This is a genomic window from Desulfitobacterium elongatum (genome assembly GCF_055378975.1).
In genome coordinates, this window is sequence record NZ_AP038772.1 from 1,306,836 (window position 1) to 1,318,700 (window position 11,865).

Genomic DNA, 11,865 nt, shown 5'->3' on the forward strand with positions numbered 1-11,865 from the left:
AAAGAAAGAGGAGGGCTTACGAATGGCTGATTCAACTAATAAAACGAATAAACCCGTTTTGAGTTCTGCACTAGAAAAGTTCAAATACGAAGTAGCGCAGGAAATCGGCATCGCAAATCGTAAGCACAAGAAGTTCCCGAATACCTAGTCATTTAAACTTAAGACAACGAAGAAGAGAGCGGGGTAAGCCCGCTCTCTTATTGTAAGTTCTCTCCAAAACATTGTTTCCTGTATATTCCATCCCTACTGCAAATACATCTGATACTCTTCCTGACTTATTCCTGGATGGAGGCTCATTCCTAATGCACCTGAAATGATACGTGCTGTCGACTGAATGAGTGTATCAATTTCTTTTGGAGTCACCATAAGGTTACCGTTATAAGGGGAGAGGGCCCGATTGAGGACTTGTTCTAGAGCTTTCGGGCTAAATTCTTTATAGATTTTGTATAGGGAGGGGCTCGTCTTTAATTCGTCAAAAAGGGCTTCAAGACAATTGTTGGCGATGATAGCAGCATTAACAACTGTGGGTAGGCCAATAGCAATGACCCTGCAACCCAGTGTTTCTTCTGTAATTCCTGTGCGGCGATTTCCTACCCCAGATCCAGGAGAAATCCCCGTGTCAGATATCTGAATGCTCGTTCCGATACGATCAAGAGATCCGGCAGCGAGTGCGTCGATAGCAATGACTAAATCAGGTTTAACATGCTCCACAATCCCACGAATGATCTCCGCAGTCTCAATTCCAGTGATTCCGAGGACTCCAGGGGCAATGGCACTAACTTTTCTTAATTTCCCTTTGAGTTCTTCTGGGGTGTAATTAAAAAGATGTCGAGTGACTAAGCTTTTGTCGATAACCTGTGGTCCTAGCGCATCTGGTGTAGCATTCCAATTTCCTAGACCAACCAAAAGGATACTGGCGCTTTCAGATAGATTCATGAGTTTAACGAGCTTATCAACTAGGATTTCAGTGATTTCTTGATGAATCAGATAGTTATTGTCTCGGACTTCAGGGGCATCGATCGTTATGTAGGTTCCTTTGGGTCGTCCCATTTCTTGAACGCCTTGGTCAGTTTCGATAACGATAGTCGTCACTGTTGCATGGTCAAAATTTTCTTCATCCATACGTACACCAGAAATCTCAGTTTCTGCTTCACCACGTAAAAGTTCATGAGCTTCAACCGCTAGATCAATGTTTACATTAAATTTGCGAAATAAATCGGATTTTTCCATGGTTCGTAGTCCTCCTTTACTTGAAACAGCTCGGGCCTTTGAATTTTTCTGGGCGGATTTTCAGGGCTCATACGAAAAAAATCACTGGCCCTCACGACCAGTGACCAGAGAGGAGAAACGTAAGGAAGAACTGGATGGGGGAAAGGCATCGATAAAGAAAATTATTGTCCAATGACCTTGCACCACTCAGTTTTCTGCACTTTCGTGAGTAAGTGGCGCTAAGCCCTTGGATAAGTTAACTATACTTTAGTTGAACTCCAACTAAAATAAGTTTACTTTATCGGCTACCAAACTTAGTATTTGCTAAAAAATAGGTTTTATACGAGATTTTTGGGCAAGAAATTTGTAGATTGTGGTATACTTATGGAAGAGTTTACCCTGAGGATGATAAGAAGAAAAAATACTAAATATTCCCAAGTTATATATGTCAAAATCTGATGGAGTGAAGTGCAGAATGAGAATCATTTCTGGAGATTTCCGTGGACATCGCATAAAGGCAGTCCCTGGAGTGGGAACACGTCCGACAGCTGATAAGATTAAAGGGGCCATCTTTAATGTGCTTCGAGAAAAAATCGAAAATTCCCGAGTTCTTGACTTATTTTCTGGTACAGGGAACCTTGCCTTCGAGGCCTTATCCCGAGGAGCAAAGGAAGCTGTACTCGTGGAGAAAAGCCGAATTGCCCAGGAGGTTATTCGGGAGAATATCGAGCATTTGGGGATGGAAAATGCCAAACTCATGACCATGGATGCCTTCGAATATCTTAAGCAATCACAAGAGGATGAATTTGACTTGGTTTTTATCGATCCTCCCTATCATCAAGGTCTTGCAGGAAAATCTTTGAATCACTTAGTAAACCCTTGCCGGCTATCAGCTCTTGGGGTTATTATCGTGGAGACGGCAAAAGATGAGATACTTCCTGAAGTAAAGCCCTTTGAAGTGAGAAAAACAGGAGAATATGGGGACACAAAAATCTGGTATATTCAAAGAATTGATTGAAAGATTGGAGTGGATTGGACTTGGAAAACGATGTTCTCGCTTTGTTAGAAGAATTGGAAGAAATTGTCGATCGCGGGACCAAGATTCCGATGACTGGAAAAGTTCTAGTCGATGATAATGTGATTTTCGAACTCATAGACCGAATGAGGGCATCTCTCCCCGAAGAAATTCGTAATGCAAAATGGGTATTAACAGAGCGGCAAAAGATTTTGGATGAGGCTCATGCAGAGGCCGAAAGGTTACTCGAACGGGGAAAAACCTACATAGAGAAGATGGCTGAGGAGAATGAAGTTGTAAAACAGGCTCAGAGTTACGCAGAAGATATTGCACGTCAAGCTCAAGCCTATGCAAAAGAAGTTAAATTTGGAGCGATACAGTATACTGACGAGATGCTTCTTCAGGTTGAACAAAGCGTAACAGAGACCTTACAGGGTCTAAGACGTAATCGAGAAGAACTTCGTAATCTAGCCAAACGAGAGCAACGTGAAAAAAGTAGCGACAAAGCTACTGAAAAGAGTGAGTAAGGGATACCCGTTTGGGTACCCCTTTTTTCTAAGGACTAGTCTAAGTGTGGTTATGAGTAGTGAAGTGAGTTTTAAATAATAATAGGGTGAAAAAATAATTGGGCGAAAAATTAACGGCGATAAACAAGTCTTAGTATGAAACTTATTCCAAATAAAAGCAACATTACCACGCAGAAAATCCAAGCGCTGAGTCGCCAAGTCTCCAAGAATCCATAGGATGGAACGGATAGTCCAGGCTGGAAGACAGGAATTTTGACAAAACTTAAGAAAATTTGACTTAGGAGAAAAGCAAAAATCGCGTGCATTGCTCTCCCTACGACAAATGGGGTAAAGCGAAGATCGGTCGTACTGGTAAAGCTTGCGACCTGTGCAAAGACTGAGAGACCACCCCAGCCCAGCAGGGCGGCTAATATACCGACTTGAAGGTGCAAGGTCGAAAAGGCATTAATTGTCGTTCGACACCCCAAGGTAGTTTCGAGAAATCCATTGACAAGGGCAGATACTGCTGGCAATGTGATTGCTCCACTCGATAGTAACTGTAGAAGATAACCGAGACTATCTGTGATTCGCAAAACTTCAAGCATGTGTACGAGGACAGAGAAGATCGTGATGAACCCGCCGACGAGTAAAATCGTATTCACACTTTGGCGTACAGCATCACCTAAGAGTTGCCCAAAGGGACGATTGTCCTGATTTTGGGCTCTTTGCAGCTCTTGGTAAGCCCTCTTGAGTGAGGGGGGACCAGAAAGGAGTTCTTCGGATTTCTTCATCCTATAAAAGCGAAATAAAATTCCTACAAGGAGATTTGCAAGATACACTGAACCTGCAAGTACCACTCCGAGGCCGGGTTTCCCCATCATGCTCGAGGCTACAGCCCCAAACATAAACCCTGAACTGGGGTTGCTTGTGAAAGCGAGGAGGCGTTCACCTTCTTCTCTTGTGACAGCATTTTGCTGTCGAAGCTTGCTAGTAAGGACAGCACCGATGGGAATGCCAGACGTAAAACTCATAGCAAGCACAAAAGAAGCTTGCCCAGGTAAACGGAACACAGGGCGCATTATAGGCTCGAGTAGTACCCCGAGAAAATGGACAAAGCCCGCTCCCATTAAAAGTTCGGATAGAATAAAGAAGGGAAGTAGAGCAGGTAAAACGAATTTCCACCACAAGGAAAGCCCATCAGCTGCTGACAGAACAACTTCTTGTGGGTAATAAAACATAGCCATAGCCAAAAGAAAAAATGGTATTACCCGAACTGCAGAAGCCATATCTCACCCGCCCTTCCACATAGATATATATGGAGGAACTGCGCAAGATAGAAGAGATTCATTTTCAGGAGGGTTTCCTATGAAAAAGGGGTTGGTACTTGGAGCGGGTGGCGCCCGTGGGATGGCCCATCTCGGCTTTTTGCAGGTGCTTGAAGAAGAGGGCATAAAGATGGATTATGTGGTAGGCTGCAGTATTGGATCAATATTCGGGGCGCTTTGGGCTGCAGGAATTGACCTTTACCGCTTAGAGAGACTGCTGACTTATCCTGGATTTACTAAAAAGCTCTTTGATGTTTCTGTTTCTCGGGAGGGATTTGTAAAAGGGGATAAACTCTTGGATGCGATGCGTCTCTTGACGAAGGATTTAACGTTTGAGGAACTGAAGATTCCACTGTCTATCGTAGCTACAGATATTGAGACGGGAGAACTCGTGGTCTTTCGTGAAGGAAACGTTGCTCAAGCTGTCCGTGCCAGTGTTTCCATACCAGGGGTATTTAAGCCCTATCGCTACCAAGAGCACTTACTCGTTGACGGTGCAGTGATCAATCGCCTGCCTATCCATATCGTGAAGGAAATGGGGGCAGAGCAAATCTTGGCTGTGGATGTAAAACGAGGATTAACGATGAAACTTGCCACGGCTATGGATGTGATGCTTCAATCTCTAGAGATACTCGAGGAAGAGGTTTTTCGTAGCAATTGTAAAGGTGCAGATTTACTGATACAACCTGAAGTGGGTCATATCGGGGTATTGCAGTTTGATTCTGCTGCAGAAGTAATTGCACTCGGGCGGCAAGCTGCGCTGGCGCAATCTTCTGAAATTCGACGTATCTTTACATAAGACTTTGAAAAAGGAGGGGATTGTGCTAAACTAATTAGTGTTTTGTGTAATGAAACAAGAGTGTTGATAACTTTTCTAAAGATTATTTCTCACAAGTAGAAGAATGTTCGTATTTTGGATAAACTAGATAGAGAAAATTTATCCTTGATATTAACATAAAGAAAAAAGAGAAAAGAGAAAAATCAGAAAGAAAATCAGAAAAAAGAAAAAGAGAAGAATGGGTGGAAAAGGAAAAATAGGGGGTAATAAACGTGAAAATTCTTGTAATCAATTGCGGGAGTTCGTCTTTGAAGTACCAACTTCTTGATATGACGACTCAGAATCCATTGGCAAAGGGTCTGGTTGAGCGCATTGGCCTTCCAGGCGCTGTTCTCACTCATCGTCCAGCTTCAGGTGAAAAAGAGATTATCACAGCAGAGATTCCGAATCATACGGTTGCTATTCAGCTCGTCCTTGACGCTTTAGTAAACCCTGAATATGGTGTTGTGAAGAGCTTAGATGAAATAGGTTCTGTCGGTCACCGTGTTGTTCATGGTGGAGAGAAATTCGCAAGCTCTGTCTTGATTAACGACGAGGTAATGCAAGCTATCGAAGATTGTATCGAATTAGCACCACTTCATAATCCACCGAACATTGCAGGGATTGAGGCGTGTCAAAAGTTAATGCCTAGCGTTCCTCAAGTTGCGGTCTTTGACACTGCCTTTCATCAAACCATGCCACCACATGCCTATCTTTATGGATTGCCCTATGAACTTTATGAAAAGTACAAAATCCGTAAATATGGATTTCATGGAACCTCTCATAAATATGTCAGCCAACGGGCTGCAAAAATGCTCAATCGCCCGCTGGAAGATTTAAAGCTGATTAGCTGTCACTTGGGGAATGGCTCTTCGATCACAGCCATCCAAGGTGGGGAATCCATCGAAACCTCCATGGGCTTTACACCTTTGGAAGGTCTTATGATGGGAACTCGTTCTGGAGATTTGGATCCAGCGATTGTTTCCTTTATTATGCAAAAAGAGAATCTTTCCTCCGATGAGGTTAATGACTTCCTCAATAAAAAGTGCGGTGTCCTAGGGCTATCGGGTGTTAGTAGCGATTTCCGTGATATTGAAAATGCTCGTGATCAGGGAAATTATCGTGCGAAACTTGCGCTCGATGTCTTCGCTCATGATGTTAAGAAGTATATCGGCGCTTATGCTGCAGTGTTAGATGGAGCAGATGCAATTATCTTCACAGCAGGTTTGGGCGAAAATTCCCCGGAGATGCGTGAAGGAATCAGCATGGGGCTTAATTATCTTGGAGTCAATGTAGACTCTGAAAAGAACAATGTTCGGGGTAAAGAAGTCGATGTATCTAAATCAGAAGCGACTTGCCGTCTTCTTGTTATTCCTACGAACGAAGAACTTATGATTGCAATGGATACCCAGGAGATTGTTAGCAAAGGTTAAGGAGTTTTCCTTGACAAAGAAAATCATGCCAACTATAATAATGGATGTGCATTGGAGTGATCATATGAAAGTGAATGTCGCTCAAGTTCGTCGCAATGAAGGTGGGACTGCTCATTTTGATTTGACGGAGGATTTTTCTTCGTTTGATTCAGAATTAGATGAGGTGTCATTTGCTGCTCCTGTACACGTGAAGCTTCAGGTGAACAACACGGGAAAATCCTTGCTGGTGGAAGGAAAAGTCCTCACTGAGTTGAAAGCTCGATGTGGACGATGCTTAGAAGACTTTATTTATCCGATCGATCAAATCTATGAGGATGAGTGGGTTTTTACTCCTGAAGCAACGGAAGAGCAAATAGAAACTGCGCTGCTGTTCGATAAAGATGAAATCGAATTGAACGAGCGCATTCTAGAACAGATTGTGTTAGCGTTACCTATGAGGTTTATCTGTTCTCCTGAGTGTAAAGGGCTATGTCCTGTTTGCGGTGTGAATCAAAATGTAAAGTCTTGCGACTGTGTCCAAGAGAACATTGATCCCCGTTTTGCTGCGCTTGCTCAATGGACTCGTGAAGATTAATTATTCGAAAGCTTAAAGGGGGTGTAATCAATGGGTGTTGCTCAACATCGCCAATCCAAATCAAGAGTTCGTAAACGCAGGGCTATGTGGAAGTTAACTGCACCAAACCACATCGAATGCCCCCAATGCCATAAACCAAAGTTATCTCATCATATCTGCCCTAGCTGCGGTTATTACAAGGCAAAAGAAGTTATCTCTATGGGAGAATAATATTGCTGCAAACGAGAAGCCCTCATGGGCTTCTTTTTGTTTTGTTGCTTGTAATGCCAAAAGCCATAAGCTATAATAATTAGTACCAGGTCATAAAATTATAAGAGTTGGTGGTTATCATGACAAGGCATCATAAACATGAACGGCATCAAGCGTTGCGTACTGAAATAGAAAAGAATCCGTTTTCTACCGATGAGGAACTGGCAAAGTACTTCGGTGTCAGCGTCTCAACAATCCGGCTCGATCGGACTGAGTTAAGTATTCCAGAACTTCGAGAACGCACACGAGCAGTTGCCCATGAAGCCTACGACACCATTAAGTCCTTAGGAGAGCAGGAATTAATTGGAGAGTTAAGAGAGCTTCACATCGGAGAATTGGGAAGCACGCAAATGACGATTGATGAAAGCATGGTCTTAAGCAAAGCGCGGGTTACTCGTGGACATCACTTATTTGCACAGGCTAACTCCTTAGCGATTGCCCTAGTGGATGCCGAGGTGGCTGTTACGGGCAGTGTGGAGATGAAGTTTATCAGGCCTGTACATTTTGGGGAAACTGTCTTGGCTGAGGGAAAGGTTCTTCAGCGTAAAGGAAATAAATATTTAGTGGAAATTGATTTGCGAGTGAACCAAGAAAAGGTATTGTCAGGCACGTGGGTTCTTTTTGCCTTTGATGACCAGTTGGATCTATAGGGGGGTAAAGCATGAGAATAGCTGTAGATGCGATGGGTGGAGATTTTGCTCCAGGAGAGATCGTTAAAGGAGCACTTCGTAGTGCTATGGCATATCAAGATATTGAGGTTATCCTAGTTGGACAACCAGAGCGGATCGAAGAATGTCTGCCAAAAAACGATCGTCCGAAAAACATAAGTATTAAAGCGGCATCTGAAGTCGTTGAGATGGATGAACATCCAGCTCAAGCGGTTCGGAAAAAGAAAGATTCGTCTATCGTGGTTTCTACTCGCATGGTCAAAGACGGTGAGGCAGATGCAATCGTCAGTGCCGGAAGTACGGGGGCACAGATGGCAGCAGCCCTACTTGGACTTGGTCGAATCAAAGGGATTGATCGTCCTGCAATTGTTACCGTACTTCCAACGTTGGAGGGCGGCAAACTTGTCTTGGATGTAGGAGCGAACCCTGATGCCAAACCAGAGCATCTTGTTCAATATGCCATGATGGGAAGTATTTATGCAGAACGGATTTTAGGGATTGAGAATCCTAAGGTTGGCCTTCTCAATATTGGGGGGGAAGAGGGCAAGGGGAATGAACTTACCCAAGCTACCTACCCGCTTTTAAAAGAAGTTCCCTTGAATTTTATCGGGAATATTGAAGGACGAGATGTCCCATACGGACGGGCCGATATAGTAGTTTGCGAAGGGTTTGTCGGGAATGTTTTGCTGAAAACAACGGAAGGATTAGCAGGAGCATTGTTCCAACTGATTAAGGAGAAGATAACTTCGACTCCAGTCCGTAAGTTAGGTGCACTTGCTGTGAAACCTGGGCTTAAAGAAATCGGCAAAATGCTTGATTATGCTGAGTACGGAGGAGCTCCACTTCTTGGAGTCAATGGAATCAGCATTATCTGTCATGGAAGCTCAAATGAGAAAGCAATCTTCAATGCAATTCGCGTTGCCAAGGAGTGTGTCGAGAGTCGCTTCCTAGAGAAGATCAGGGAAGAGCTACCGCGTTTCTCAGTCAATCCAAAGGAATAGGGCACTGCGGGATTGATATGATCCTGGATAAGGTTAACTAACAAGTGGGAAAAGTCTTCACAGACCTTTCGGACTTCAGATGAAGTTGAAACTCCACTTGAAGTAAGTTTCCTTTATGAAGGTTGAGAAAGAAGGAGAGATTCATGGTTAGTGTTGGAATCGTGGGAACCGGTTCGTATATGCCGGAAAAGGTTTTAACGAATTTTGAATTAGAGAAAATGGTAGATACGAGTGATGAATGGATTGTGGCTAGGACAGGAATCAAGCAACGCCACATAGCTGATTCAGATACTCCAGTATCGGAATTATGCTACCAAGCTGCTCTACGGGCTTTGGAGGATGCGAGGATTTCCCCTGAAGAGTTAGATCTCGTAATCATTGGGACGATTACACCTGATTATGCCTTTCCTGCAACAGCGGGTCTTGTAGCGGAAAGACTGGGTGCTAAAAAGGCTGCAGCCTTTGATATAGAGGCGGCTTGCACAGGCTTTCTCTATGGAGTAACTACAGCAACTCAATTCATTGCTACTGGCATGTATAAGACCGTCTTAGTTATTGGTGGGGAAACTATGAGCAAGATTCTTAACTGGGAAGATCGAGGAACTTGTATTCTTTTTGGTGACGGAGCTGGGGCAGCAGTGCTTCAACCTGTAGAAGACGGTTATGGATTCCTTGGCTTTGAGCTCGGAGCGGATGGTTTAGGTGGAAAGCTTTTGTCCATGCCAGGTGGTGGATCTATGTATCCTGCAACCCTTGAAACCGTCGAAAAGAAAATGCATACAGTCCATATGGCCGGTAGTGAAGTCTTTAAGTTTGCTGTCCGGATTATGGGAGAGACGGCTCTGAAGGCACTTGAGCGGGCAGGTTTACAGAAGGAAGATATCGATTGTCTTATCCCACACCAGGCCAATATGCGAATTGTGGATTCCGCTGTAAAACGCTTGGGAATCGACGCCGAAAAAGTTGTGGTTAATCTTGATCGTTATGGAAATATGTCTGCCGCATCCATTCCGGTAGCACTCGATGAAGCGGCCCGCGAAGGACGGTTCAAATATGGAGATATCGTTGTTATGGTAGGCTTCGGTGCGGGTTTGACCTGGGGAGCAGCTGTTTTGAAGTGGGCGAAGAGAGGAGCTTAAAAACATATGATTAAAACTAGAATTTGTGAGTTAATTGGGATTGAATACCCAATATTTCAGGGAGGAATGGCTTGGGTAGCCACTGGGGAACTCGCTGCAGCAGTTTCTGAAGCAGGAGGGCTCGGAATTATTGGCTCGGGTCAAGCACCAGCGGATTGGCTTAAACATGAGATTCAAAAGATCAAGAAGATAACCTCTAAGCCCTTCGGAGTAAATGTTATGCTTATGTCTCCGTATGTGGAGGATGTGATGAAAGTCATCGTTGAGGAGCGGGTCTCTGTCATTACGACGGGTGCAGGGAGTCCCGGAAAATATATCCCGATGCTCAAAGAAGTCGGTACAAAAATTATTCCGGTTGTTGCTTCTGTGGCTTTAGCAAAACGATTAGAAAAGGCTGGAGTCGATGCGCTCATCGCTGAGGGGATGGAATCTGGCGGACATGTTGGGGAGATAAGTACTTTCCCCCTCGTTCCACAAGTCGTTGATGCAGTGAGCATTCCGGTCATTGCTGCGGGTGGAATCGTCGATGGACGGGGAATGCTCGCTGCTTTGGCTCTGGGTGCTGAAGGAGTACAGATGGGTACACGCTTTATGTGCGCTACAGAGTGTACGATTTCTCCTAAAATCAAGGAGCTGATCCTAAAGGCAAAGGATAGAGATACCGTAGTAACAGGACGCTCCACAGGTCACCCTGTTCGATGTCTCGCAAACCGCTTTACTCGAGAATTAGAGAAAATGGAAAAAGAAGGGGTTCCACCTGAGGAACTTGAAAAACTAGGTGCAGGAAAACTCCGCATTGCCATGGTCGAGGGTGATATCGAGAATGGGTCTGTAATGTCTGGTCAGGTTGCTGGAGCTGTCCAGAAGATAGAATCCGCTCATGATATCGTTCAGGATGTCATACAGGGCGCCGAACGCGAGATGGAGCGACTATCGCAAAGGTTCATGAAGTAGGACTTAGAAGGGTCGAAAAAGGAGCGATGGGTTTGGGTAAACTGGCATTTATTTTTCCCGGCCAAGGATCACAATACGTCGGGATGGGTCAGGAACTCTTTTCTACTTCCTCGGGAAAGGAAGTTTTAGAGACTGGCCGTAGAGTCCTAGGGGACGAATTTATCCGAATTCTTCAGGAGGGTCCGGAAGAGGAACTCAAGAAAACGTCAAATACTCAGCCTGCTATTTTACTTGTCAGTATTGCCGCTTGGAAAGGTCTGCAGGAACAGGGAATTAAGGCTGATTACTTTGCAGGACATAGCTTAGGAGAATACTCTGCTTATGTCGCAGCTGGAAGTCTTAGCCTTGAGGAAGCCTTGCGAGTCGTACGGCAGCGGGGGGAATTCATGCAAAGGGCTGTTCCCGAAGGACAAGGTGGTATGGCGGCTATACTTGGATTGGATACGATAAAGGTGGAGGAAGCTTGCCAAAGGGCTAGTCAGGAGGTCGGCTGGGTTGCACCGGCTAATTATAATTCCCCTGGGCAGATTGTTATCTCAGGAGAAGCGGAAGCAGTAAGCAAAGCGATCGAATACGCTAAAGCTCTTGGTGCAAAACGGGCTATGCCTCTTGCGGTAAGTGGACCATTTCATTCGTCCTTAATGAAGGAAGCCGGCATAAGGCTTCGGTCCGTTCTAGAAGACGTATCTTGGAAGGCGCCCAGTTCGCCGATTATCTCAAATATCGATGCTCAAGAGGTGGGTGACACCGCAAGAATCGTTGAGAGTCTTGTTCGGCAAGTCAGCGGGGCAGTGCTTTGGGAGCAATCGATTCGACACCTGGGGGATAAAGGGGTCGATACTTTCGTCGAGCTTGGCCCAGGGAAGGTTTTGACTGGCCTCGTGAAGAAGATTGTCCCAGGAGTGACCCTCATGAATTGTGAAGATAGCGCTTCCCTTGAAAAGTTACTTGCATATTTAAAGGAGAGTCGATAAA

The 11,865-nt window shown here is 44.7% G+C and carries 14 protein-coding genes; 12 read left to right on the plus strand and 2 right to left on the minus strand.

Features of this window, described 5'->3' with window-relative positions:
* The first annotated feature begins 22 nt into the window (after nt 1-22).
* Nucleotides 23-148, plus strand: coding sequence for a small, acid-soluble spore protein, alpha/beta type (locus ACZ42W_RS06035; RefSeq protein WP_464169172.1), 126 nt, complete (start codon nt 23-25; stop codon nt 146-148).
* Nucleotides 149-243: 95 nt separating this feature from the next.
* On the opposite strand, the gene gpr is transcribed toward ACZ42W_RS06035, so the two are convergent.
* Nucleotides 244-1,230, minus strand: a complete 987-nt coding sequence (gpr, locus tag ACZ42W_RS06040) for a GPR endopeptidase (protein ID WP_464169173.1) — start codon at nt 1,228-1,230, stop codon at nt 244-246.
* A 454-nt stretch (nt 1,231-1,684) separates the two neighbouring features.
* On the opposite strand from gpr, the gene rsmD reads away from it, so the two are divergent.
* Nucleotides 1,685-2,227: a 16S rRNA (guanine(966)-N(2))-methyltransferase RsmD gene (rsmD, locus tag ACZ42W_RS06045; RefSeq protein WP_464169174.1), complete on the plus strand. Its 543-nt coding sequence runs from the start codon at nt 1,685-1,687 to the stop codon at nt 2,225-2,227.
* Between the two features lie 20 nt (nt 2,228-2,247).
* A complete protein-coding gene (locus ACZ42W_RS06050) occupies nt 2,248-2,751 on the plus strand; it encodes an ATPase (protein WP_464169175.1) in 504 nt (167 codons plus the stop codon).
* 110 nt (nt 2,752-2,861) lie between these two features.
* Here ACZ42W_RS06050 and ACZ42W_RS06055 read toward each other — a convergent pair whose 3' ends face one another.
* Complete coding sequence (locus ACZ42W_RS06055; protein WP_464169177.1) at nt 2,862-4,016, minus strand: nucleoside recognition domain-containing protein; 1,155 nt, start codon at nt 4,014-4,016, stop codon at nt 2,862-2,864.
* Nucleotides 4,017-4,095: 79 nt separating this feature from the next.
* Between ACZ42W_RS06055 and ACZ42W_RS06060 the strand changes: the two genes are divergently transcribed.
* The 9 genes from ACZ42W_RS06060 (at nt 4,096) to fabD (ending at nt 11,864) form a co-directional block, all read left to right on the plus strand.
* A complete protein-coding gene (locus tag ACZ42W_RS06060) occupies nt 4,096-4,854 on the plus strand; it encodes a patatin-like phospholipase family protein (RefSeq protein ID WP_464169179.1) in 759 nt (252 codons plus the stop codon).
* 251 nt (nt 4,855-5,105) lie between these two features.
* Nucleotides 5,106-6,305, plus strand: a complete 1,200-nt coding sequence (locus ACZ42W_RS06065) for an acetate kinase (RefSeq protein ID WP_464169181.1) — start codon at nt 5,106-5,108, stop codon at nt 6,303-6,305.
* Between the two features lie 64 nt (nt 6,306-6,369).
* Nucleotides 6,370-6,879 carry a YceD family protein gene (locus tag ACZ42W_RS06070; protein WP_464170885.1) on the plus strand — a complete coding sequence of 170 codons (510 nt, stop codon included), beginning with the start codon at nt 6,370-6,372 and terminating at the stop codon, nt 6,877-6,879.
* Nucleotides 6,880-6,909: 30 nt separating this feature from the next.
* On the plus strand, nt 6,910-7,089 hold the full coding sequence (rpmF, locus tag ACZ42W_RS06075) for a 50S ribosomal protein L32 (RefSeq protein WP_464169183.1): 180 nt from the start codon (nt 6,910-6,912) through the stop codon (nt 7,087-7,089).
* Between the two features lie 119 nt (nt 7,090-7,208).
* On the plus strand, nt 7,209-7,778 hold the full coding sequence (fapR, locus tag ACZ42W_RS06080) for a transcription factor FapR (protein ID WP_464169185.1): 570 nt from the start codon (nt 7,209-7,211) through the stop codon (nt 7,776-7,778).
* Nucleotides 7,779-7,789: 11 nt separating this feature from the next.
* Nucleotides 7,790-8,797, plus strand: a complete 1,008-nt coding sequence (gene plsX / locus ACZ42W_RS06085) for a phosphate acyltransferase PlsX (protein WP_464169187.1) — start codon at nt 7,790-7,792, stop codon at nt 8,795-8,797.
* 143 nt (nt 8,798-8,940) lie between these two features.
* Entirely contained in the window at nt 8,941-9,936 is a 996-nt protein-coding gene (locus ACZ42W_RS06090) for a beta-ketoacyl-ACP synthase III (RefSeq protein ID WP_464169189.1), read from the plus strand.
* Nucleotides 9,937-9,942: 6 nt separating this feature from the next.
* Nucleotides 9,943-10,890 carry an enoyl-[acyl-carrier-protein] reductase FabK gene (fabK, locus tag ACZ42W_RS06095; protein WP_464169191.1) on the plus strand — a complete coding sequence of 316 codons (948 nt, stop codon included), beginning with the start codon at nt 9,943-9,945 and terminating at the stop codon, nt 10,888-10,890.
* A gap of 32 nt (nt 10,891-10,922) precedes the next feature.
* The gene (gene fabD / locus ACZ42W_RS06100) at nt 10,923-11,864 is read left to right on the plus strand and encodes an ACP S-malonyltransferase (protein ID WP_464169193.1); all 942 of its coding nucleotides are present in this window, start codon (nt 10,923-10,925) and stop codon (nt 11,862-11,864) included.
* The last annotated feature ends 1 nt before the right edge of the window (nt 11,865 follow it).

Excerpts from the sequence above, each read along its gene's own strand:
- ACZ42W_RS06070 (WP_464170885.1), top strand. The coding sequence starts at position 6,370 with ATGAAAGTGAATGTCGCTCAAGTTCGTCGCAATGAAGGTGGGACTGCT.
- plsX (WP_464169187.1), top strand. The coding sequence starts at position 7,790 with ATGAGAATAGCTGTAGATGCGATGGGTGGAGATTTTGCTCCAGGAGAG.
- ACZ42W_RS06055 (WP_464169177.1), bottom strand. The coding sequence starts at position 4,016 with ATGGCTTCTGCAGTTCGGGTAATACCATTTTTTCTTTTGGCTATGGCT.
- gpr (WP_464169173.1), bottom strand. The coding sequence starts at position 1,230 with ATGGAAAAATCCGATTTATTTCGCAAATTTAATGTAAACATTGATCTA.
- ACZ42W_RS06060 (WP_464169179.1), top strand. The coding sequence starts at position 4,096 with ATGAAAAAGGGGTTGGTACTTGGAGCGGGTGGCGCCCGTGGGATGGCC.
- rsmD (WP_464169174.1), top strand. The coding sequence starts at position 1,685 with ATGAGAATCATTTCTGGAGATTTCCGTGGACATCGCATAAAGGCAGTC.
- ACZ42W_RS06035 (WP_464169172.1), top strand. The coding sequence starts at position 23 with ATGGCTGATTCAACTAATAAAACGAATAAACCCGTTTTGAGTTCTGCA.
- ACZ42W_RS06090 (WP_464169189.1), top strand. The coding sequence starts at position 8,941 with ATGGTTAGTGTTGGAATCGTGGGAACCGGTTCGTATATGCCGGAAAAG.
- rpmF (WP_464169183.1), top strand. The coding sequence starts at position 6,910 with ATGGGTGTTGCTCAACATCGCCAATCCAAATCAAGAGTTCGTAAACGC.
- fabK (WP_464169191.1), top strand. The coding sequence starts at position 9,943 with ATGATTAAAACTAGAATTTGTGAGTTAATTGGGATTGAATACCCAATA.
- fapR (WP_464169185.1), top strand. The coding sequence starts at position 7,209 with ATGACAAGGCATCATAAACATGAACGGCATCAAGCGTTGCGTACTGAA.